General features: G+C 33.2%; 19 protein-coding genes and 1 pseudogene. 14 read left to right on the top strand and 6 right to left on the bottom strand.

Annotated elements, in window-relative coordinates; all coding sequences use genetic code 11:
* The first annotated feature begins 50 nt into the window (after window positions 1-50).
* The 3 genes and pseudogenes from rlmD to ACPWTF_RS21290 all read left to right on the top strand — a co-directional run bounded on the left by rlmD (window position 51) and on the right by ACPWTF_RS21290 (window position 2,823).
* Window positions 51-1,462, top strand: a pseudogene (gene rlmD, locus ACPWTF_RS21300) (23S rRNA (uracil(1939)-C(5))-methyltransferase RlmD).
* A 7-nt stretch (window positions 1,463-1,469) separates the two neighbouring features.
* Window positions 1,470-2,006 carry a DUF6452 family protein gene (locus ACPWTF_RS21295; protein ID WP_095930945.1) on the top strand — a complete coding sequence of 179 codons (537 nt, stop codon included), beginning with the start codon at window positions 1,470-1,472 and terminating at the stop codon, window positions 2,004-2,006.
* Complete coding sequence (locus tag ACPWTF_RS21290) at window positions 1,978-2,823, top strand: DUF6048 family protein (RefSeq protein WP_379797760.1); 846 nt, start codon at window positions 1,978-1,980, stop codon at window positions 2,821-2,823. Before ACPWTF_RS21295 ends, ACPWTF_RS21290 begins: the two co-directional genes overlap by 29 nt.
* Window positions 2,824-2,967: 144 nt before the next feature.
* On the opposite strand, the gene ACPWTF_RS21285 is transcribed toward ACPWTF_RS21290, so the two are convergent.
* The 3 genes from ACPWTF_RS21285 to ACPWTF_RS21275 all read right to left on the bottom strand — a co-directional run bounded on the left by ACPWTF_RS21285 (window position 2,968) and on the right by ACPWTF_RS21275 (window position 5,203).
* Complete coding sequence (locus ACPWTF_RS21285; protein ID WP_427872936.1) at window positions 2,968-3,660, bottom strand: aspartate/glutamate racemase family protein; 693 nt, start codon at window positions 3,658-3,660, stop codon at window positions 2,968-2,970.
* Between the two features lie 12 nt (window positions 3,661-3,672).
* Complete coding sequence (locus tag ACPWTF_RS21280; RefSeq protein ID WP_095930948.1) at window positions 3,673-3,909, bottom strand: hypothetical protein; 237 nt, start codon at window positions 3,907-3,909, stop codon at window positions 3,673-3,675.
* Window positions 3,910-4,045: 136 nt separating this feature from the next.
* Window positions 4,046-5,203: a THUMP domain-containing class I SAM-dependent RNA methyltransferase gene (locus ACPWTF_RS21275; protein WP_427872934.1), complete on the bottom strand. Its 1,158-nt coding sequence runs from the start codon at window positions 5,201-5,203 to the stop codon at window positions 4,046-4,048.
* A gap of 137 nt (window positions 5,204-5,340) precedes the next feature.
* Here ACPWTF_RS21275 and ACPWTF_RS21270 point away from each other — a divergent pair, with 137 nt between their 5' ends.
* Window positions 5,341-6,105, top strand: coding sequence for a class I SAM-dependent methyltransferase (locus ACPWTF_RS21270; protein WP_427872932.1), 765 nt, complete (start codon window positions 5,341-5,343; stop codon window positions 6,103-6,105).
* Window positions 6,106-6,197: 92 nt separating this feature from the next.
* A complete protein-coding gene (locus ACPWTF_RS21265) occupies window positions 6,198-6,866 on the top strand; it encodes a ZIP family metal transporter (RefSeq protein ID WP_427872931.1) in 669 nt (222 codons plus the stop codon).
* A gap of 350 nt (window positions 6,867-7,216) precedes the next feature.
* On the opposite strand, the gene ACPWTF_RS21260 is transcribed toward ACPWTF_RS21265, so the two are convergent.
* Window positions 7,217-9,595 carry a TonB-dependent receptor domain-containing protein gene (locus tag ACPWTF_RS21260; protein ID WP_427872930.1) on the bottom strand — a complete coding sequence of 793 codons (2,379 nt, stop codon included), beginning with the start codon at window positions 9,593-9,595 and terminating at the stop codon, window positions 7,217-7,219.
* A 150-nt stretch (window positions 9,596-9,745) separates the two neighbouring features.
* Window positions 9,746-10,885, bottom strand: a complete 1,140-nt coding sequence (locus tag ACPWTF_RS21255; RefSeq protein ID WP_427872929.1) for a helix-turn-helix domain-containing protein — start codon at window positions 10,883-10,885, stop codon at window positions 9,746-9,748.
* A gap of 168 nt (window positions 10,886-11,053) precedes the next feature.
* Between ACPWTF_RS21255 and murQ the strand changes: the two genes are divergently transcribed.
* The 9 genes from murQ to ACPWTF_RS21210 all read left to right on the top strand — a co-directional run bounded on the left by murQ (window position 11,054) and on the right by ACPWTF_RS21210 (window position 20,131).
* Window positions 11,054-11,866: an N-acetylmuramic acid 6-phosphate etherase gene (gene murQ / locus ACPWTF_RS21250; RefSeq protein ID WP_427872928.1), complete on the top strand. Its 813-nt coding sequence runs from the start codon at window positions 11,054-11,056 to the stop codon at window positions 11,864-11,866.
* Between the two features lie 180 nt (window positions 11,867-12,046).
* Window positions 12,047-12,268, top strand: a complete 222-nt coding sequence (locus tag ACPWTF_RS21245; protein ID WP_095930955.1) for a DUF6095 family protein — start codon at window positions 12,047-12,049, stop codon at window positions 12,266-12,268.
* Window positions 12,269-12,298: 30 nt separating this feature from the next.
* A complete protein-coding gene (locus tag ACPWTF_RS21240; protein WP_427872926.1) occupies window positions 12,299-12,871 on the top strand; it encodes a pentapeptide repeat-containing protein in 573 nt (190 codons plus the stop codon).
* A 2-nt stretch (window positions 12,872-12,873) separates the two neighbouring features.
* Complete coding sequence (locus ACPWTF_RS21235; RefSeq protein WP_427872924.1) at window positions 12,874-13,449, top strand: DUF1572 family protein; 576 nt, start codon at window positions 12,874-12,876, stop codon at window positions 13,447-13,449.
* 85 nt (window positions 13,450-13,534) lie between these two features.
* Window positions 13,535-13,906 carry a DNA topoisomerase IV gene (locus tag ACPWTF_RS21230; RefSeq protein ID WP_427872923.1) on the top strand — a complete coding sequence of 124 codons (372 nt, stop codon included), beginning with the start codon at window positions 13,535-13,537 and terminating at the stop codon, window positions 13,904-13,906.
* A 183-nt stretch (window positions 13,907-14,089) separates the two neighbouring features.
* Window positions 14,090-16,009: a DUF294 nucleotidyltransferase-like domain-containing protein gene (locus ACPWTF_RS21225; RefSeq protein WP_427872921.1), complete on the top strand. Its 1,920-nt coding sequence runs from the start codon at window positions 14,090-14,092 to the stop codon at window positions 16,007-16,009.
* A gap of 2 nt (window positions 16,010-16,011) precedes the next feature.
* A complete protein-coding gene (locus ACPWTF_RS21220; RefSeq protein ID WP_427872919.1) occupies window positions 16,012-16,644 on the top strand; it encodes a 3'-5' exonuclease in 633 nt (210 codons plus the stop codon).
* A 158-nt stretch (window positions 16,645-16,802) separates the two neighbouring features.
* Entirely contained in the window at window positions 16,803-18,278 is a 1,476-nt protein-coding gene (locus ACPWTF_RS21215) for a hypothetical protein (RefSeq protein ID WP_427872918.1), read from the top strand.
* Between the two features lie 68 nt (window positions 18,279-18,346).
* The gene (locus tag ACPWTF_RS21210; RefSeq protein WP_427872916.1) at window positions 18,347-20,131 is read left to right on the top strand and encodes a cytochrome-c peroxidase; all 1,785 of its coding nucleotides are present in this window, start codon (window positions 18,347-18,349) and stop codon (window positions 20,129-20,131) included.
* 67 nt (window positions 20,132-20,198) lie between these two features.
* On the opposite strand, the gene ACPWTF_RS21205 is transcribed toward ACPWTF_RS21210, so the two are convergent.
* On the bottom strand, window positions 20,199-22,040 hold the full coding sequence (locus tag ACPWTF_RS21205) for a type VI secretion system baseplate subunit TssF (protein WP_427872914.1): 1,842 nt from the start codon (window positions 22,038-22,040) through the stop codon (window positions 20,199-20,201).
* Window positions 22,041-22,194 lie beyond the last annotated feature (154 nt).

Genomic DNA, 22,194 nt, shown 5'->3' with positions numbered 1-22,194 from the left:
TTTTTCTAAAATTAAATTTGTAAAAGTTTTCAAAGGCTTATTTTTGCGCTATGGGAAGAAAAAATACAGACAAAATTGTCTTTCATCAAATTCAAGTTCTTGATGCTGGTGCAAAAGGGGTTTCAGTAGCCAAAGCACCTGACGGAAAAGTTATCTTTATTCCGAATGTCGTACCTGGAGATGTTGTAGACGTACAGACACTAAAAAAAGAAAAGCATATTACGAAGGTAAAGCGGTAAAATTTCACGAATTATCTGAATATAGAGTTGAACCAATATGCGAGCATTTTGGTGTATGCGGTGGTTGCAAATGGCAAAATATGAAATACAGCCAACAACTTGCATTTAAACAAAATGAAGTTAAAAATCACTTACAAAGAATAGGAAAAATCGAACTTCCAGAATTTGAAGATATTTTAGGTTCTGAGAAACAGTTTTTCTATAGAAATAAAATGGAATTTTCTTTTTCTAACAGCCGTTGGTTAACTGAAAAAGAAATTGGAAGCACTGAAGATTTAGGGAACAGAAACGCTTTAGGTTTTCATATTCCTAAAATGTGGGATAAGATCTTAGACATCAACAAATGTCATTTACAAGAAGATCCTTCAAATGCCATTCGTAACGAAATTAGAGCTTTTGCAAACGAACATAATTTAGCGTTTTTTAATCCGAGAGAACATTCTGGATTATTAAGAACGGTTATGATTCGTACAGTTTCTACTGGAGAAATCATGGTTTTGATTCAGTTTTTTGAAGAAGATAAAGAAAACCGAGAATTAATTCTTGACCATTTATACGAGAAATTCCCTCAAATTACTTCATTACAATATGTTGTAAACGGAAAACCAAACGATACAATTTACGATCAGGATGTCATTCTTTACAAAGGAAGAAACTACATTTTGGAAGAAATGGAAGGTTTAAAATTTAGCATTAATGCTAAATCGTTCTACCAAACCAACTCTGATCAAGCTTACGAATTGTATAAAATAACACGAGATTTTGCTGGACTTACAGGAAATGAAGTAGTTTATGACTTATATACAGGAACTGGAACCATTGCTCAGTTCGTTTCTAAAAAAGCAAAAAAAGTAATTGGAGTAGAAAGTGTTCCTGAAGCTATTATTGATGCTAAAGCCAATGCAGAACGCAATAATATTACAAATTGCGAGTTTTTTGTTGGTGACATGAAGGTAGTCTTTAATGAAGCTTTTATTGCACAGCACGGAAAACCGGACGTTATTATTACAGATCCGCCTCGCGACGGAATGCATAAAGATGTTGTAGAGCAAATTTTAAAAATTGCTCCTAAAAAAGTGGTTTATGTAAGCTGTAATTCTGCAACTCAAGCACGCGATCTAGCTTTAATGGATGAAAAATACAAAGTAACTCGTGTGCGCCCTGTAGATATGTTTCCGCAGACGCATCATGTTGAAAATGTTGTACTTTTAGAACTTCGATAAAAAATACATGAAAAAATTAATCTCTCTTTTACTGCTCTTCACTTTCGGCTTATCTAGCTGCGAGAAAGATGATATCTGCGATGCCAATACACCAACTACACCAAGATTGGTTATGACATTTTATGATATTTCTAGTCCGACGAAAACAAAAAATGTTACCAACTTAAAAGTTATTGGTGACGGAATGGAAGAAGGGATTGTTTTTAATGAAAGTCTTGCAGAAGATGATTCATTGAGATATGTAACCAGCGGAAGTACGGTATCAATTCCGTTAAAGGTAAATGACACTACAGCAACCTTTAAGTTTATTTACAGTTCGTTAAGCACCACAGCCATCAACACTGATGTTATTAAATTTAACTATAACACGCAAAATGTATATGTTTCGAGAGCTTGTGGCTTTAAAACTATTTTTCAGCTAAAAAATATTCTGCCTTTTGTACATACTGATCCAGACGGAGATACGTTTTGGATGACCGAAGTTGATTTAGAAAACCCTAACATTGAATCTGAAAATGAAACACACATTAAAGTTTATTTCTAGTCTTTCATTATTGTTTTCAATGTTTTTAGGTTATGCGCAGGATGTTCCTGAGATTTCTAAAAATTTGAAGGACACAGTAGCGACTAAAAAGCCAAAAACAGAAACTGTAAAAACGGCAAAACCAGAAATTCAGGAAGCTCAAGCCCTAAAAGATAGCGTTGTAAAAACAGACCGTTACGGACTTCGTGTTGGTGTTGATTTGTACAAACTTACTCGTGGCCTTTATGACAAAGATTATAAAGGAGTAGAATTTGTTGGAGACTGGCGATTAACCAAAAAGTATTTCTTAGCGGCAGAATTAGGCTACGAAGATAAAACTACAGAAGATGACCGTTTGACTTCTTCTGCTAACGGAACTTATATAAAAGCAGGTTTTGACTATAATTTTTATCAAAACTGGCTTGATATGGAAAACCTGATCACGATAGGACTCCGTGGCGGATTTAGTAGTTTTGCGCAAGAATTGCATAGCTATAAGATCTACAACCCGAATCCGTATTGGGGAGAGCTACCTCCAATAGCAACAGACAATAAATATAGCGGACTTACCGCTACTTGGATTGAAGTTGCATTAGGACTAAAAGCCCAAGTTGTGAAAAATGTATTTGTTGGTTTCGGTGTTCAGCTTAAACTTCTGACTTCTAATAAAGAACCAAATAATTTTGAAAACCTTTATATTCCAGGTTTTAACAGAACTTATGATGGAAGTTTTGGAATTGGTTTCAACTACACAGTTTCCTACTTTATTCCGATTTACAAGAAAAAAACAATGGCATCTGAAACAGTAAAAAAAGAAGAGCCTAAGAAGAAAAAATAGTTTTTTTTTAAGGTTCTAAGATGCTAAGTTTCTAAGATACTAAGTTTAAAAAAAAGCGGTAAATTCAAGTTGAATTTACCGCTTTTTTATGTTGTTAAGATTAAAAACTTAGAAACTTAGCATCTCAGAATCTTAGCATCTTTTTTAAGTTAACTGAAAATTAATCGCTGCTTGTGTATGTATTAAAGCAGTATCAAAAATAGGGACACTAAAATCTCCTTCTTTTATTACTAACGGAATTTCGGTGCATCCTAAAATAATTCCTTCTGCTCCATTTTTGATTAATTCATTTGCAATTTCAAGATAACGTTTTTTCGTTTCTTCAGTTGCAATTCCTCTTCCCAATTCTTCGAAAATGGTGTAATGAATAAAATCTTTGTCAGCTTCGCTTATTGGTATTATTGTCTCAATTCCTTTTTCAGCAAGTTTATCTTTAAAGAAATCCAATTCCATTGTGAATTTTGTTCCCAGCAAACCGACTTTTTTCAAGTCTTTTTTCTGAATTGCAATTGCTGTTTCTTCAGCAATATGAATAAGCGGAAGTCCAATAGCTTGCTGCAGTTTGTCTGCAATTAAATGCATCGTATTGGCACATAAAACAATAGCTTCTGCCCCGCCCGATTTTAAAACTTCTGCCGCTTTTAGAAGCATATTAAAAGTAGAATCCCAGTCGTTGGCATCGTTATTCTTTTTAATATCGGCATAATTAAAAGAGTAGATTAGACATTCAGAGAAATTTAGTCCGCCGAGTTTTTCATTAATTCCTTTATTAATTAAAGTATAATAATCAGATGTAGAAACCCAGCTGATTCCGCCAATAAGTCCAATTTTCCTCATATATTTTTCAAATTATCCGATTTCTTTAATTCCTTTTATAAAAAGCCATTTCATAAAAAGCTTTTCACCGTCTTTGGTTCTTACCGCTTGAAATTTAGGACCAATAATAGTTCCAATTACAAATGCCGTCATCGGAATCCAAATTCCAGTTAATCCCGTATAAGCAGCAATCAAATATCTAAATAAAAGAAATAAAATTGCAAAAGCAGCCAATTGGTATAAAAAAGCGCGTAGTTGTAGTTTTGACATTTTTTTTGAGTTGCCAAGGTTCTGAGAGGCTAAGATGCTAAGTTTTTTTCCTTGCAACTTATATTCTTAGAAACTTGATATTTATTTAAAATTATTCTTTTTCCCATTTTGCTAAAACTCTTAGCATCTTAGAGACTTAGACTTGAAATTTTGTTCTCTTACTTCCTTCGTACATTTCGTATTTTACCAAACGTGCTTCAAGGCTTCCGTTAAAAAGTTTGATTTTTCTAGAAGGTTTTAATCCTACGAATTTTAAGGCTTCAAGGTTGGCTGTAATAAACCAAGCGTTTGTTCCTGGATAATTCTTCTTTAAAGTATCTCCAATACTAGCGTAGAATTTTTCCATATGAATATCCAAACGCTCATCGTAAGGCGGATTGAAAACAATATGCAGTTTACCTTCCGTTTCTTTTTCTGTATCAAAAAAGTTCTCTTCGTAAATTTTAATGTAATCTTCTAAATTAGCATTTCTAATATTGTCTTTCGCTTTGCTTACAGCACTTGGCGCTTTATCAAAACCTTTAATTGTATAATGAAATTCTCTAGTTTTTTTCATTAAACTGTCAACAATTGTATCAAACAAATCATTGTCCCAATCTTTCCATTTTTCAAAAGCAAACTCTTTTCTGTTAATGTTTGCTGGAATATTGCAGGCAATCATAGCTGCTTCTGCCAAGAAAGTTCCAGAACCGCACATAGGATCCAAGAAATCACTTTGTCCATCCCATCCAGACAATAAAAGAATTCCAGCTGCCAAAACCTCATTAATAGGTGCAATATTGGTAGCCGTTCTGTAACCACGCTGATGAAGTGAAGCTCCAGAAGTATCTAAAGAAACCGAAACCTGATCTTTGTCAATATGAATATTTATACGCAAATCTGGATACTGTTTATCAATACTTGGACGCTGTCCTGTTCTTTCTCTAAACTGATCTACGATCGCATCTTTACATTTCTGAGAAATAAATTCAGAATGATTGAAATAAGTCGAATGCACCGTGCTATCAATCACAAAAGTCTGATTCGCATTTAAGTATTTAGACCAGTTTATACCCAAAATTCCTTTGTACAAAGCCTGTTCATTATTAGCTCGAAAAGAATAAATCGGTTTTAAAACTTTAAGCGCAGTACGCAAAGACAAGTTGGCTTTGTACATAAAACCTTTGTCTCCTTTAAAGTTTACCATTCTCACACCTTTTTCAACATCTTGAGCGCCAAGTGTGCGTAATTCTTTTTCTAATATTTCTTCAAAGCCAAAAAAACATTTGGCAATCATTTTAAAATTTTCTTCCATTTCTTTTTCAATTAAAAAAAGCTAATCGCTATAACATTTTATTATACTGTTATAAATAGGTATCGAAGCGAAATAGTTATTTTTCGGCAAAAATACACTAAATTTGCCGGACTTTTGAATTAATTGAAATAGAATAAATGTCTGTAAAACATAACGCACCAATCCAAAATCAAGAAGACGACAATCAAAACTGGTATTCTTCGTGGTTTGACACGCCATATTATCATATTCTTTACAAGGATCGTAATTATCGTGAAGCTCAGGTTTTCATGGACAATTTAACGCATTATCTTAACTTGCCAGAAAAAGCCAAAGTATTGGATTTAGCGTGCGGAAAAGGCCGTCATTCTATTTATTTAAATCAATTAGGCTACGATGTTTTAGGCGCAGATTTGTCTGAAAACAGCATCGCAGAAGCTAGCAAAAACAGCAATGAAACCCTTCATTTTAAAGTGCACGACATGCGCCAGCCTTTTGAAGAAAAGTTTGATGCTATTTTCAATCTCTTTACCAGTTTTGGCTACTTTGAAAGCGACGAAGACAATCTGACCACTTTAAAAGCAATTAAAGAAAGCTTATCAGAATACGGTTTTGCTGTAATCGATTTCATGAATGTGCCAAACGTTATTGAAAATCTTGTTCCCGAAGAAGTAAAAACAGTTGACGAAATAGATTTTCACATCAAAAGATACGTTGAAGACGGACATATTTTCAAAGAAATTGATTTTGAAGACCAAGGCAGAAAATATCATTTTACAGAAAAAGTAAAAGCACTAACTTTGAAAGACTTTCAGGATTTAATGGACGAGGCTGGAATTTTTCTTTTAGACATTTTTGGAGACTACAAACTCAAAAAATTCCATAAAACCGAAAGCGAAAGATTAATCATGATTTTTAAGTAAATTGGTTAATCGTTTAATTGTTTAACCGTTTAATCGCTAAACAAAAAAAACAATTAACCGATTAAACGAATCAACGATTAAACAAAATAAAAATGAACTATTTATTACCCTTATTTTCTGTACTTTTAGGATATGGCGTGGCTTTATTTATAAAACCAGAAAACAAAAATAATTTAAAATTACTACTCGCATTTAGCGGTTCTTTTTTATTATCGTTAACCGTAATGCATCTTCTTCCAGATGTTTACGAATCGCAAAATCATAATATCGGAATCTTTATAATGGTCGGAATTTTATTCCAGATTGTACTTGAATTTTTCTCAAAAGGTGCCGAACACGGACACGTTCATGGGCATGCAAAAATGTCTCAAATTCCATGGCTTTTATTTATCAGCCTTTGCATTCACGCCTTTTTAGAAGGATTTCCTGTAAGCCACCATCATGGTTTAGCAGTAGGAATTGCCATTCATCATCTGCCAATTGCGGTTATCTTAACCACATTTTTCATCAATGCAGATTTAAACAAAAAAGCCATTTTTGCCTTCATGCTGACCTTTGCCATCATGACGCCACTCGGAACTGTAGCCTCAGAATATTTGCCTTTTTTAAGTAAATATTACACCGAAATAACAGCAATCGTAATCGGAATTTTATTCCACATCTCCTCAACCATCATTTTTGAAAGCAGCGAAGGACATAAATTCAACATTGCCAAAGTTTCTATGATCGTTCTAGGAATTTTGTTGGCATTCTTTTTATAATCTGGGCGTGCCCAAATTTACAAAAGGCGCAATTTAACAAACCGCTTACGTGCGCCTTTCGCAAATTCGGTCGGGCTATCCGCATTACTTCGGTAATTTGCTCCTATCCCTCACGCAAGAAAAAGTTTCAAGTTTCAGGTTTCAAGTTTTACTCTCGCGTGTCAGGCTGAGCGAAGTCGAAGCCCTTTTGTTTGTTGACCTTCGACCTCGCTCAGAGTGACATTAGTTTGTTTTAAGTTTCAGGTTTCAAGTTTTAAGTTTTACTCTCGCGTGTCAGGCTGAGCGGAGTCGAAGCCCAGTGAAAAATTATCTAATTATCTAATTATCAAATTGACTAATTATCTAATTCCTTAATTCCCTACCCTCTTCTTCTCGTCCTGATTTCCGAAAGCACGCTCTTTCACATTAATCTTTTTATTACCGAAATTGTAAATCACAGATAAACGAACAAAGCGATTACTTTCATTTTGGCTATAAACCTGTTTCACGCCATTTACAACCGAAGTAAAATCTTTCAAATAAGAAGTATTAAAAATATCATTGGCCAAAAATGCAATCTGAAGCGTTTTATTCAACAAATCCTGTTTAAACCCAATATCAAAACTTGATGCATAACCAATCTCATACAAACCACTTTTAAAAGGCGAACTATAATTAAAATCAATTTGAAGTTTAGTGCTTTTTCCTAATACAAAAGTATTATTCGTCGTAAAATCAATCTGTAAACTATTTGATGGCGTTGCATTAATATCTTTTATAAACTCCGTTTGAGCGCCTAAAAAGTACAAACTATTTTCACTCTGCCACCAATCTGCAAAAGTGGCTGAATAAGTTTCTCCAACACCGTAATTTATATTTTTAAAATAATTTTCACGCGTTACGATCTGTGTATTCGTTTCTGGATTTGAAGTAAACAAAACGCCATAACCATTTGAAACTAAATTCACAAAAACGCTGGTTCTAAAAATTTCTTTATACGAATGTGCAAACTCAAAATTATCACTAAATGAAGGTTTTAAAAACGGATTTCCTTCAGAATAACTGTTACTATTAATATAAACTCTAAACGGATTCAGCAAATCAAAACGCGGTCTGTTGATTCTTTTTCCATAATTCAAACTAAAAGTATTATTCTCGTTTTCCTTGTACGAAGCATAAACTGTTGGAAACAACTTCAAATAATCATTTACATTTTCCTGATTCATGGTTTCAGAGAATCCGCTTGTTTGTGTGTTCTCCAATCGTAAACCCATTTGCAGATTCCATTTTTCATTCAGTTTTTTATCTCCGTTAATGTAAAACGCCTGATTATTTTCAGTGTATTTAAATTGATTTGACTGACTAGGATCTAATTCTGGAGTGCCAGTAATAGTATTGTAAAAAACCACATCGCTTATGCTATTGGTAAAACTCATTTTTGCCCCATAAGACAAATTAAAAGTTTCAAACGGATGTTCCATATCCGCCTTAAAACTCCAGTTATCAATGTCTTGGTCAGAAATATTTCTTCCTGCCTGATTGACATCAATAAATTCCATATCTGGATTAAAATTATTCGCTATAAAATCTCTATCAAATTTTGAACTGTAATTGAAATAATCCACATCAAAGGATAATTTCTTTTTCGAATCAAATTTGGTAATCAAATGCGCATTATAAGTCTGATTTTTAGAACCTTTATCTGTAAAACTTTTATTCAATGTAACCTGCTGTAATTCGTTTTGCGTATTGTACTTTTCAATTCTAATATCCGATCCAAAATCAGGATTATTCCTGTCATTCATAAACTGAAAACCAATTGTTGTACGTTCAGATACATCATAATCTAATGCCAATTTTCCTGAAAAATTCTCATTTTTAACTTTTGTATCGGCATCCATTGTAGAAAGTCCATCTGGAAAATACATATCTAAATTCTCTATAGCATTTTTATAACCAGTTTTACCATTCACGCTTGCCGAAAATCTAAACTTATTTTTGCTATAAAAGAAATTATCTCTCAAAGTGTAAATTCCATATTTATTCTGGTCGTAAGAAACTGTAATCGAATTTTTCCACGAATCGCGGACTCCTTTTTTCATAATAATATTAATCAGCCCTCCAGTTCCATCCGCTTCATATTTTGCGGGCGGATTGCTTATAACTTCAATATTTTTGATATCTGCAGCCGAAATTGATTTCAAGAAATTGTTCAGTTCTTCGCCAGTCAATTCAATTAAACGTCCATCAATCATGACGCGCGAAGTTCCCTTTCCTAAAATGGTTATTACATCATTTTTCACTACAACTCCAGGCGCAGTATTAATTGCGCTTAAAGCATCGCCGCCAGTAGTTGTAACATTATTTTCTAGATTATAAACCAAACGATCTGTTTTCTGTTCAATAGTTTTCTTTTTAGACTGAACCACAACTTCAACTAATTTGGTTTCGGTTTCTTTTAAAATAATAGTTCCTAAATCGGTGTTTTTGTCTAGTGAAATTTCTTTTTCATAATCAGCAAAACCCAAAAGACTGATTTCAATTTTATAAGAACCATTTTTTAGGTTAATTTCAAAAGAGCCATCTTCTTTAGTCGTAGTTCCATCAATAATTTTCCCTTCTTTATTTAATATTGAAATTTCAGCCCATTCTAAAGATTTGGTTTCGCTAGTGACTTTTCCTTTTAATGTTGATTGTGCCAAACAAAATAAAGGCAATAGTAAAAAGATTAGGAGATTTAATTTTTTCATGATTTCTAATTTTAACTTGTTCGATTAATTTGAAGCAAAGTTCCCTTAGAAAATCTTCCTATGCGACCGACGAAAAAAGTCGAACCATTTTCTCAAATAGAAATTGGTTCGACTTTATATAGGCAAGGCGTTCGACTTTTTACAAACCCTTTATTTCCAGCTATTTCTGTAGGCTGTTGGGGTTAAATTGGTATATTTTTTAAATGAAGTATTAAAAGAAGATTTGGAGTTAAAACCAACTTCGTACAATATTTCTAGAACAGTTAATTGATTTTTTGACTGGTCTCTTAAAATTTGCATGGCTTTTTGAATACGATATTCATTTACAAAATCAAAAAAATGCTGATCGATATGATGATTTATTAAAACAGATAAATCGCGAACGGGAATACTAATCTGATTGGCCAATTCCTGAATAGTAAGCGACGGATTGAGAAATGGTTCTTTCTCAGTCATATATTGTTTTAAAGTACTAATTTGTGTAGTGATCAAATCATTTTGCTGGTTTACAGCTTCTGGCTTTTCATCAATTTCTGGCAGAATATCTTTTGTTAACACTAACTTAGAATTTACACCTCTAAAAAGTTCTGGATATTTTAAAGCTTTCATTATAAACCAGCACGTTATAAATAAAGCTATAGTTCCAACAAGTACATTTGCCCACAAAAAAACTTCTTTGAAACCACTATACCTCAATATATTTTTTGAAAGTACAATAGAATGTGCAATAAGAAACACGCATGTCATTTGAAAAAGCCATTTATAAGTAGAAACGCTCGGATTGGCGTAGTTTTCTAGATAAATTTCTTTGTATTTCTTCAAGATCAAAAACACACTTACGATATAAAAAACGTACTGAAATTCTATTAAAATCTGTATAAAATAGATCTCAGACATTTCATTTAAAGGACCTATGAAGTTGCCATTTACAATACTTAAATATATTCTTGGTATAAAAATTAAATTGACTATTACAAAAGGAAGCAAATGAATGAGATGTTTCCATTTTAACTTAAAGTCTGAATAACATACAGATAAAACGTACAAATAAAATGATGGCATTCCCAGTAAACAGAAAGTTGCTCTGAAAATTTCTAAATTCCTGTGATCTTCTGTATACAGATACATAAAAAAGCCACTGAGATCTATTGCCGAAAAAATAAAGAACAAAGCAAACAAGCGGTTTGCCAGTTTATTTTCTGTTTTAACGGTTAGCAGAAAAAATGCCATTAATAAGGAAACGAAAACAGAAATTCGAGCAATTCCCTGTAGTAAATCTAATTGATCCATCTATCTTTTTATATTAGACAAATATAATATTTTCGTTTTTGTAACAAAGCCACAATAAAACAGTCTTTAGAGAGAAAAAATAGAAGAAAAAAATTGATTTTAAATCTCTGAGACTTTGCAAGATTGAAATAAAATATATTAATTTTGACGAGTCTAAATAACGATAAAATGACATTTACGAAAACTACTGAACAAGCCTCAAAATATGAACATTTAGAGAAGATGTCTGTTCATGAATTGTTATCTAATATAAACCAGGAAGATAAAACGGTGCCTTATGCAGTCGAAAAAGCTTTACCTCAAATAGAAGCTTTGATTCCGCAGATAGTCGACAAATTAAAACTTGGCGGCAGATTGTTTTATATTGGAGCAGGAACTTCTGGCCGACTTGGTGTTGTTGATGCTTCTGAATGTCCGCCCACTTTTGGCGTTCCTTTCGACTTAGTAAATGGCATTATTGCAGGTGGTGACACAGCGATTAGACGCGCAGTAGAAAACGCAGAAGATAACCCTACACAAGCTTGGATTGATCTTCAAAACCATAAAATCGATTCTAATGATGTTGTAATCGGAATTGCTGCTTCGGGAACAACTCCGTATGTTATCGGCGGATTAGAAACTTGTAACCAAAACAATATTATCACCGGTTGTATTACTTGTAATGCAGGAAGTCCGTTGGCATTGACGGCGCAATTTCCTATTGAGGTTGTAGTTGAACCAGAATTTGTAACCGGAAGTTCAAGAATGAAAGCTGGAACTGCACAAAAACTGGTTTTAAACATGATTTCGACTGCTGCTATGATTAAGCTAGGAAAAGTAAGAGGAAACAAAATGGTCGATATGCAGTTAAGCAATGTAAAGCTGGTTGATCGTGGTGTAAAAATGATTATGGATGAAATTTCAGTTTCGTATGACGAAGCGTCTGAATTATTGAAAAAATATGGCAGCGTAAGAAATGCTGTCGACAATTATAAAAAATAAAAAGGCTTCTGAGTGGTTGTTTAACCGCAAAGTACACTAAGATTTACGCAAGGTTCGCAAGGTTTTTGTCCAAAACTTTGCGAACTTTGTCATTATAAAAATATAGCATCTAAAAAACTTACCGTACTTTGCGATAAATACAAGCCAACAGCTTGTAACCTTAAAATTGAAACAAAAAAGATGGCAACAAATAAAGAATTACTAAAAAAAGGAGTGAAATATTTATCAGGCGCTCTGCCTTTAATGTTTCTTGGCCCAACATTGATTTATAATGCTTTTATGAATCAGCATACCAACTGGCATTATCTTGTTTTAGGAATTGGAATTGTGGCTTGTCTAAGTTCTATGCTTTTGATCTTTTTGGGATTGAAAATTATTATGAAAGGTATATTTAACGATTAAGAACTGAAACCCTAAATTTCAAAAACACTTATGGAAGCTCTAATTCACATTCAGAAAACATTTGAGAAAGTTGTTTATATTGATAAGAAAATAAACAATCGCGAGTTTGAAGATTGTGTTTTTAAAAACTGCGACTTTTCTAACAGCAATTTCAATTCTAATACTTTTCTTGACTGCGAGTTTATTGATTGTAATTTATCAATGACAAGTTTAGCAGGAACGAGTTTAAAAAACGTCACTTTTAAAAACTGTAAACTTCTCGGAATTGCATTTAACGAATGTGACGATTTTCTATTCCAGGTTTATTTTGATGAATGCGTTCTCGATTACGCATTGTTTTCAAACAAAAAAATGCCAAAAACTAAGTTCATTAATTCTTCTGTTCGCGAAGTAACTTTTGTTGGAACCAATTTAACGAGTTCTGTATTTGATAATTGCGATCTTGATGGCGCTATTTTTAATGAAACACAATTAGCATCGGTCAATTTTAAAACCGCTTACAATTACAAAATAGATCCAGAATTTAATCCGATGAAAAAAGCACAATTTTCTACGGAAGGAATTGTCGGATTATTAGATAAATATGATATCAAAATCGTTTAGTTATGAGTGCCGATCAATCTTATTTAGAAAGCGTTAAAAAGCAGTTTTTGTATTATAAAATGCTTGGCGAAAAAGCAATGGATCAGCTTGAACCAGATCAGCTTTTCATTTCAGTAAATGAAGACACCAACAGCATTGCTACAATAATAAAACACATTTCGGGCAATATGTTGTCCCGCTGGACTGATTTTCTTACAACAGATGGTGAAAAAGAATGGCGCAACAGAGATTCTGAATTTGAAAATGATTTACAATCTAAAGATGAAGTTCTTGAACTGTGGAATAAAGGATGGAATTGTCTCGAAAATGCTCTTGAAAACTTAGAACCTAATCAACTTTCGGACATTATTTATATTAGAAATGAAGGCCATACGGTTATAGAAGCTATAAATCGACAATTGGCGCACTATCCGTATCATATTGGCCAAATTGTTTTTTATGCCAAACAGCTGAAAAACAGTGAATGGAATAGTTTATCGATTCCGAAAAACAAATCGGGAAATTATAATGCTGAAAAGTTTGCCAAAGAAAAAGAAATCAAGAACTTTACCGATGATGAGTTAAAAAGATTGAAATGACCCGTTTGTCAGTCTGAGCGAAGTCGAAGACCTTTTTGTGACATAAAAATGAAATCTCTAGCTCTAAAAAAACAACTTAATTAAAATGAAAAAAATAGCATTCTTATTCCCTTTTCTAGCTTTAGTTTCATGCTATAATGCAGAACATAATTGCAAGGATTTTAAAACAGGGAAATTCAAATTTGAAACAGATGTCAACGGCGTAAAAAAAACAACTTATTTTGAGCGTAAAAACGATATTGAAATTGAAACTTTTGAAGGTAAAACCGATACTGCTACAATACGTTGGGTAAGTGACTGTGAGTACGTGTTGCAAAAGAAACATCCTAAAAATATGGCTGAAGAAAAAGCAATCAGCATGAAGATTTTAAATACTTCTAAAGATTCTTATACTTTCGAATTTGGCTTGGTTGGTTCTGAAGAAAAACAGCGAGGAACGGTTTATAAAGTTGATTAAATAATAAAGGCTCCAATTTTGGAGCTTTTTTTATGCCACAAAGGCACAAAGTCTCCAAGTTTTTTTATTCTCATTTTTTAAACTTTGCAACTCTGAATCTTTATCCCTCTGTAACTAAAAAAACAAACGTGTTTCTTTTACATTTCTATTTTAAATAGTACATTAGAACTCTAATCTAACCAAATGAAAAATACCATTTCGCAGAGAGTTGCCGATTTTTTAAAGAATTATCCGCCGTTTAATTTTCTTCATCAGAGAGATTTAGAAAAGCTTTCTGAACAGATTTCTATTATTTATAAAGAAAAAGATGCCGTCATTTTTGCTGAAAATGACAAAACCCACGATTCTTTTTATGTGGTTCATAAAGGCGCTGTTGCACTTAAAAAAAATACTAAAAATACCGTTTTAGATATGTGCGATGAAGGCGATATTTTTGGATTGCGTCCGTTATTGGCACAAGAAAATTACATCATGGAAGCGGTCGCTCACGAAGAAAGTATTTTGTACTCCATTCCTATTGCAGTTTTTAAACCTTATGCGCTCGAGAATAGAAACGTTGGTAATTTCTTGATTGAAAGTTATGCTTCGAATACTCGAAATCCATATTCAGACATTCATAAAGATAAATTGTATGGTGATGATCAGTTAAATGAAAACCTGCATTCGAGCAATCATTCTTTTGATTTAGCGCCCATAAAATACTCAAAAAAAATTGTAACCTGCAGTCCGTCAACTACGGTAAAAGAGATTGCAAAAATTATGAATAAAAAGAAAGTCGGTGCAATTTTAATCGTAGACGAAATGCTTCCGATTGGTATTTTGACGGATAAAGATCTTCGAAATAAAATCGTTACAGGAGATTTTCCAATTACAACTACTGCGGAAACGATAATGACCAAACCTGTTATTACGTATCCTAAAAAAATGACGGTTACTGAGGCGCAAATGGCCATGATGAAAAGCAATATCAGCCATTTGTGTTTGACCAAAGACGGAACGGTAAACACAAAAGCGGTTGGGATTTTATCGAAACACGACGTTATGGTAGCGCTCGGAAACAATCCTGCGGTTTTAATTAAAGCCTTAAAACGAACTAAAAAAATTAAGGAAATAAAACCTATTCGCAATCGTATTATGCAGTTATTGCAAGGCTATTTGGATCAAAATATTCCGATGACTTTGATTACGAAAATCATCACCGAACTTAATGAAGCTTGCACCAATCGTGTTATTGAGATTTGCTTAGAAAAAATGAGCAGTCCTCCACCCGTTAAATTTGCTTGGCTCGCACTTGGAAGTCAAGGTCGCGGTGAACAAATGCTACATACAGATCAAGATAATGCAATTGTTTATGAAAATGTGAATGAAGTCTTTAGAGAGGAAACTAAAATCTATTTTCTAAAATTTGCCGGACTTGTCAATAAAGGGCTTTTTGAAATTGGATACGATTATTGCCCTGCCGAAATGATGGCCTCGAACCCAAAATGGTGTATGAGTGTAGACGAATGGAAAAGCAATGTGCATCACTGGATTACAAATCCGGGTAAAAATGAGGTCTTATTGTCCTTTATTTTCTTTGATTATAGTTTAACTTACGGAGATACGGAAGTAGCAAATCAATTGTCTGATTATATTTTTGAAGATTTAAAAGCAAATCCTATTTTTTATATGCATTTGGTGAGTGGAGCATTGCAAAGTCCTTCTCCTACTGGCTTCTTTAGACAATTTTTGGTAGAGCAAGATGGCGCAAATAAAGATAATTTTGATATTAAAAGAAGAGCTTTAATGCCTTTGACAGATGCTGCCCGTGTTTTAATTTTATCTCATTCGATAAAATCGATTAGCAATACAGCAGAGCGCTTTGAGAAATTAGCAGAACTGGAACCTAACAACAGAGAATTGTATTTATCGTGCTCCTATTCGTTCAAAGCTTTACTGAAATTTAGAACCAAGCAGGGTCTTCTGCATCATGATTCTGGTCAGTTTATCGAATTGGAATCTTTGACCAAAATGGAAAAAATTAAGCTGAAACGTACTTTTAAAACCATTAAGGAACTTCAGGAACTTATTTCGGTGCGTTTTAACATCTCAAATCTGGTATAATAATGAGTTTATTTAATTTTTGGAAAAAAGAAGAGAATAATCTATTCGATGAAAATATTACAATCGAAGAAACTCGTTTTGTGGTTTTGGATACCGAAACAACTGGTTTTGATTATGAAAATGACCGTATTCTATGCATTGGCGCATTGGTTCTTCAAAACGGAATTATTAATGTTCAGGAAAGTTTCGAAGTGTATTTAGAACAAGATCATTACGATAAATCGACCGCTCAGATTCATGGTATTTTAAAAGATTTACTGATAAAACGTCCTACAGAATTGGAGGCATTACAGCAGTTTCTAGATTTTCTAGGAGACTCCATTATCATTGCGCATCATACTATTTTTGATGTTACCATGATCAATAGAGCTTTAGAGCGAAACGGACTTCCTCATTTAACTAATCAAACCTTAGACACGGCTTATTTGTATAAAAAGACTTTAATTCAATCTCATTTATTTGAACGAAAGGATCATTACACCTTAGATGATCTTGCAGACAAATTTGATATTTCTAAGAAAGATCGCCACACAGCACTGGGCGATGCCTACATCACTGCCATTGCTTTTCTTAAGATTGTAAAGAAATTGAGAGAGAAAAAAGCAATTAATTTAAATCAGCTTTTCAAACCTTAAGATTTTTTTATGAATCTTAACTTTACATTTAAGCACTGTAATTTACCATTTAATAATACTAGACTTATAAAAATTAGCAAAAAAGAAAAATAGCCATAACCTGTATTTTGTTTTTGAAAGATAGCTTTGTCGTAATCAAAAAAAACACAAAAACAATTATGAAAGCTAACTTTTTAAAATCAATTACCTTGCTTGGAATTGCAGGTCTTTCTGTAATAAGCTGTCAAAACGATGACAAAGACTCGAATAGTGTAAATGCTAGTATCGATTTTACTTCGCATTCAAAGGTGCCACCTTTTGTTTATCCAATGACAGGTTTTGAAAATCTAAAAATCAGTACTTTAATTGCTAGTACAGATGTTCTTCCAGAATCTCCTTCTTTTGTGTATGGTGCACAGCCTGATGGAGCTGGATTAATGAAAGATCCAAATGGTGATGGATATATCATGATTACTAACCACGAAATTCTGCAATCTGTATCAAGAGTTTATTTAGACAAAACTTTCAAACCTGTAAAAGGTGACTATATTGTTGATGGTGTTGGTGGCTTAACTCGTTTATGTTCTGCTACATTGGCAACTCCAGAAATTCACGGCTTTGGACCAATCTTTTTAACTGCTGGAGAAAGCGGACAAGAAAGTATGGTGCATGGAATCAATCCGTTGGGACAATCTTCAGACAAAGCAAGAAAAGATAGAGTTTTACCAGCTTTAGGAAAAGCGAGTATGGAAAACGCTGTTCCGCTTCCTAAAGAAGCTTATCCAGGAAAAACCGTAATTCTAATTGGTGAAGATCAGTCGTACGCGACTTCACACGTAAGTGCTGGACAATTAATTATGTATGTAAGTACTGTTGGCGATTTGTCTAACGGAAAATTATATGCTTTAAAAAGAACTGATGGAAATCAAGTTGAAACGGATATCAAATTAAATAGCAGTTATCCCGTTGAATTTGTTGAAATTCCAAATGCAAAAAACCTTACTGGTGCTGTTATCAATACAACTGTTAACGACTTAAAAGCGATTCGTTTTTCTAGAGTTGAAGACGTAGATTACAGAAAAGGGAGCGCAAACAACAATAGAGAAGTTTATTTTACTGCTACAGGTCAAGCAACTAATAATGCTCCTGTTGACGGTTACACGATGTGGGGAAGAGTTTACAAAGTGAAACTAGATGCTACAAATCCGTTAAAAGGAACTTTAGAATTAGCCGTTGAAGGTGACAGTACTCCAGGAACTGGAATTATTAACCCAGATAACTTATGTGTAACAGAGAACTACGTTTACATTCAAGAAGATGGTGACAGCTACTATGCCGATGCTAAACACGATTCATATATCTGGCAATATAGCATTGCGACAAAGCAAAATAAACCTTGGTTAAACATGAACCACAAAAGAACCGATGCTGCTTGGAATACTTTATACAATCAAACTGGCGAAATGAGATTAGGAAGCTGGGAGTTTGGTGCTATGGAAGATATTTCAGATATCATTGGTGTTCCAGATACTTTTACCGTAAACATTCACCCACACACATGGCAAAGTGATGCATTCAAAAATGCAGACGGTTCAGGAACTCAAACCAACAAAGAGGGAGGACAAACTGTAATTATCAGAAACGTACAGAGATAATAATTTCAGTCAAAATCTATTAACAACCCTTATTTTTCGATAAGGGTTGTTGCTATTAAAACACTATTATGAAATTAAAATATTTTTCATTTCTATTTTTAGCACTTTGTTTGTTTTTTTCGTGTCAAAAAAATGAAACCTCTAAAACAACAATCAAACAGAATCTTCTTGTTGACTTAAACAAATTAAGTAATGAAATTACCCAATTTCAAAAGCTGGTAGGTAGCAATGCTTCTCCAAAAGAAATTGTAGAACAGTTTAAAAAATCACGCTTATTCTATAAAAAAGCGGAATGGGCAATCGAATATTTTATTCCCGAAACGGCTCGTTTTATGAATGGCTCGGCCTTGGATGAAATGGAATTGGAAGAAAACAGATCTTTTGAGCCACATGGGTTTCAAGTAATCGAAGAAATCATTTATCCTGAATATAAAATCGAGGATAAAGAAAATGTCATAAGAGAATTGAATATTTTTCAATCTAACATAAAGCAGCTGAAAACCACATTTGAAGTAATCACTATTTCTGATGATTATGTTTTGGATGCAATGGAACAGAATATATTTCGTGTTATTACGTTAGGAATTACAGGCTTTGACAGTCCTATTTTACAATCTTCAATTCCTGAAGCGGGAGAAAGTTTATTATCAATTGCTAAACCTCTTGAAATCATTAATTCCGATAATAAAGCACTAGCCGATTTAAAGAAGTTAATCGCAGAAGCACAGCAATATTGTAAAGAAAACAATAACTTCAATGCTTTTGACCGAGCCTTTTTTATTACAGAATATTTGAATCCGATTTCGAAAAAAATTAAAACTTTTCAGAAAGAACTAAATATTAAAAACGTAAAAAAAACAAGTCCATTAAAACCCGAAATTGAAACTTTGTTTGATAAAGATGCTTTTGATGTAAATGCGTTTGTACTTTCTAAAGATTACAATTATACCACAGATAAAGCCAAACTGGGAGAAAAACTGTTTTATGACACCAGCCTTTCAAAAAATAACGACAGAAGCTGTGCAAGTTGCCATCATCCAGAAAAAGCATTTACAGATGGTTTAAAAACAAACGTTTCCTTAACAGGATCTAATCTTGCACGAAACACACCTACTCTTACGTACGCTTCTTTACAAAATGCTCAATTTTGGGATATGCGTCAGTTAGACTTAGAGAAGCAGAGTGTAGATGTAATTCAGAATAAAGAGGAAATGCATGGTTCAATGGATGCCATTCATACTAAAATTCTACTAAATAAAGAATACATCAGCCTTTTCAAGAAAGCATATCCAAAAACTTCAAAACCTGAAGCTTGGCAGATTCAAAATGCTATTGCGAGTTATGTGCGTTCTTTAAATGCTTTCGATTCAAGATTTGACGAATACATGAGAGGAAACAAAAATGCGCTGAACAATCAGGAAATAGAGGGAATGAATCTCTTTATGGGAAAAGCAAAATGTGCAACTTGTCACTTTACGCCTTTGTTTAACGGAACCGTTCCTCCAAGTTATTCTAAAAGCGAACATGAAGTTATCGGAACTCCTCAAGATGTTTCAGGCAAGAAATTGAGCGTAGATCAAGGACGGTATTTATACAATAAAATGCCTCAATTGGTTGGAGCTTTCAAAACTCCAACAGTTCGAAATGTAGCTGTTACAGCTCCCTATATGCACAATGGTGTTTTTAAAACTTTAGAAGAAGTCGTTGATTTTTACAACAAAGGAGGCGGTCAAGGTTTAGGCTACGAAGTCGAAAATCAAACTTTACCATTCGATAAATTAAATTTAACTGTGAAAGAAGAACAATCGCTTGTTGCATTTATGAAAACGCTTACGGATAAGAAATACCAATAAAAACCAAAATAGATTTCAGTAAATCAAAAACGCCAGAGCTTTAAGTTTCTGGCGTTTCTTTTTATTTTTATTCGTTTTCTATAAAAAGACGATATGGAAATACATTTGAGGATCTATTTTTTAAGTTCTTCATAAAACTCTCACACAAATAATCCCATTCCATTGCCGATAGATACTCTTTCTCAATCGGATTTACTTTTAAATGAATATCGACCGTTCGGCTAAAACCTGCTTTTACCGAAATCTCTTTTCGAGTTCCTTTCTCTATTTTAATATCTAAAATACAGCTTTTAAAATGATTAAATCCAAATGCCTTTATATCTGCAAACGTCACAATTCTACCGCGCGTTAGCAAAGCGTTACGGTATGCTAAGATTCTATCTTTATTGTTTTGTTTGTTCATTCCGCCAACCGTATTGGTAATCAGTACGGCTTCTTTACTTACAAACTGCATATCTTCTTTGGTTTCTAAAACCGTTCCTGCTTTTATATCATTCCCCTCTTCTGCACAAGTAGACCAATAATGTATTGAAAATGATTTTCCTAAAGATTCATCAAACTTAGGTTTAATCATTAAATAAGGATCATTATTTTTAGAAAAGCTACTTTCTTTAGCCTGCTGCTCTACAGAAGCCAAAAGCTGATTAATTTCGACCAAAGAACTGTTCATAAAGTCTTTTCCTAAACCTGCAAAAGAAGAACTTTCATCTTTTAAAAGATCTAATACATTTTGAAGCAGTTCTGATGCACTTCTAGAATCAAATCTTGAAACTCCACCCGTTCTTAATACTGCATTTCCTTCTTCAATAACACCATCTTTAAATTCTTTTATTTCGTAATGATTATTGAATCCATCGACAACAGTATCAACATCCAAATAGATATTATTATCTGTTTCTAAAGCAATGTACGACAAGAAATTACCTAGTGTTTTATTTATAATGTGCTTCTTTTTGTTAATTACTGGAAAGCAATTTGCGGTAAAAGAAACATTATCTAATATTTGAGGAATTAAAGATTCTGGAAAAACCATTTTCACCCAAATAATAGGATTATCATTTCTATTTGTTATCGCTTCAAAACATTTGTACTCTTCACCATATTCACTAATAGGCTTATGTTTTAACGCTCCTTTTAGTGTGTAAAAGTTATCAAAATAAAACTCATTTACCTCCTGCATTATCTCGCTCAAATGCGTGTAATTGCGGTTTATAATGCTTTCTATATCAATGTTATTTATAGGAACATTATATCCCTCTTCTACCGTGATTTGTACCTCATCCTGAAAACACTTCATTTGCTTCAGGTAGTAATGAAACATCTCTTTCTGATGCGTGTTTTTAATATCGATGTACAACATTAAATCTTCCAAATCCAACACTTTTGGATTTTTTAATTCAATTCCCATAAACACAATACCAGAAGGAAGAGAATGTTTATAATCACGAATCGCATCTTTATAAAAAAGATTCGAAATTTCGAATAAGTTTCTCTCGTAAGCAATATACTTTACCTCAGCAGACGCTAATTTTACTTCTAATGTCGGCGACAGTGCAATTTCTTTGGTTATTGGAGCTAAAGGATTATAAATATTATGAATTCTTCTACTTGCCGACATTTGATTCTGCAATGAAACTTTCATATTATTATCTATTGGCAAAGCATGCAAAATAGCTCTTGCTGGCTTTACTCCCGCCGTAACTTCTGGAAACATAATTTCCAAAACCCTTTCTACAACTCTTGTTTTAGAGTCTTCAAGTTCATGGGCTACTTTCTCCAGTTCGTAAGACAATGCATTAAGCATCATTGACACCACAGGATCGAAAGATGTTTCCATCTCAACATCTGAAAAGCCCCATGACCTAGCTGCTCTTTTTAGCACTCTGTCTTTTATTCGATCTTGTCTCATTGTCTTGTTTTAATTCTGTTTTTTTTTAGTTAGTATAATTAAAAAAAAAGAAGCTTTCTATAATCTTCAATAGCTTTTTCTTTAATAAAATACCGTATGAATTTTATTTTAAAAAGACATCTATAATATTAACAATTACCATAAAATGACACAT

The organism is Flavobacterium sp. MMS24-S5 (genome assembly GCF_050320125.1).
In the GTDB taxonomy this organism is placed as follows: Bacteria; Bacteroidota; Bacteroidia; order Flavobacteriales; family Flavobacteriaceae; genus Flavobacterium; species Flavobacterium tyrosinilyticum.
Note: the sequence above shows the minus strand (reverse complement) of the source record. Positions and strands in the feature narration are given on the sequence as shown.

Coding starts and splice junctions, on each gene's coding strand:
- ACPWTF_RS21295 (WP_095930945.1), top strand. CDS start 1,470: ATGAAAAAATTAATCTCTCTTTTACTGCTCTTCACTTTCGGCTTATCT.
- ACPWTF_RS21290 (WP_379797760.1), top strand. CDS start 1,978: ATGAAACACACATTAAAGTTTATTTCTAGTCTTTCATTATTGTTTTCA.
- ACPWTF_RS21285 (WP_427872936.1), bottom strand. CDS start 3,660: ATGAGGAAAATTGGACTTATTGGCGGAATCAGCTGGGTTTCTACATCT.
- ACPWTF_RS21280 (WP_095930948.1), bottom strand. CDS start 3,909: ATGTCAAAACTACAACTACGCGCTTTTTTATACCAATTGGCTGCTTTT.
- ACPWTF_RS21275 (WP_427872934.1), bottom strand. CDS start 5,203: ATGGAAGAAAATTTTAAAATGATTGCCAAATGTTTTTTTGGCTTTGAA.
- ACPWTF_RS21270 (WP_427872932.1), top strand. CDS start 5,341: ATGTCTGTAAAACATAACGCACCAATCCAAAATCAAGAAGACGACAAT.
- ACPWTF_RS21265 (WP_427872931.1), top strand. CDS start 6,198: ATGAACTATTTATTACCCTTATTTTCTGTACTTTTAGGATATGGCGTG.
- ACPWTF_RS21260 (WP_427872930.1), bottom strand. CDS start 9,595: ATGAAAAAATTAAATCTCCTAATCTTTTTACTATTGCCTTTATTTTGT.
- ACPWTF_RS21255 (WP_427872929.1), bottom strand. CDS start 10,885: ATGGATCAATTAGATTTACTACAGGGAATTGCTCGAATTTCTGTTTTC.
- murQ (WP_427872928.1), top strand. CDS start 11,054: ATGACATTTACGAAAACTACTGAACAAGCCTCAAAATATGAACATTTA.
- ACPWTF_RS21245 (WP_095930955.1), top strand. CDS start 12,047: ATGGCAACAAATAAAGAATTACTAAAAAAAGGAGTGAAATATTTATCA.
- ACPWTF_RS21240 (WP_427872926.1), top strand. CDS start 12,299: ATGGAAGCTCTAATTCACATTCAGAAAACATTTGAGAAAGTTGTTTAT.
- ACPWTF_RS21235 (WP_427872924.1), top strand. CDS start 12,874: ATGAGTGCCGATCAATCTTATTTAGAAAGCGTTAAAAAGCAGTTTTTG.
- ACPWTF_RS21230 (WP_427872923.1), top strand. CDS start 13,535: ATGAAAAAAATAGCATTCTTATTCCCTTTTCTAGCTTTAGTTTCATGC.
- ACPWTF_RS21225 (WP_427872921.1), top strand. CDS start 14,090: ATGAAAAATACCATTTCGCAGAGAGTTGCCGATTTTTTAAAGAATTAT.
- ACPWTF_RS21220 (WP_427872919.1), top strand. CDS start 16,012: ATGAGTTTATTTAATTTTTGGAAAAAAGAAGAGAATAATCTATTCGAT.
- ACPWTF_RS21215 (WP_427872918.1), top strand. CDS start 16,803: ATGAAAGCTAACTTTTTAAAATCAATTACCTTGCTTGGAATTGCAGGT.
- ACPWTF_RS21210 (WP_427872916.1), top strand. CDS start 18,347: ATGAAATTAAAATATTTTTCATTTCTATTTTTAGCACTTTGTTTGTTT.
- ACPWTF_RS21205 (WP_427872914.1), bottom strand. CDS start 22,040: ATGAGACAAGATCGAATAAAAGACAGAGTGCTAAAAAGAGCAGCTAGG.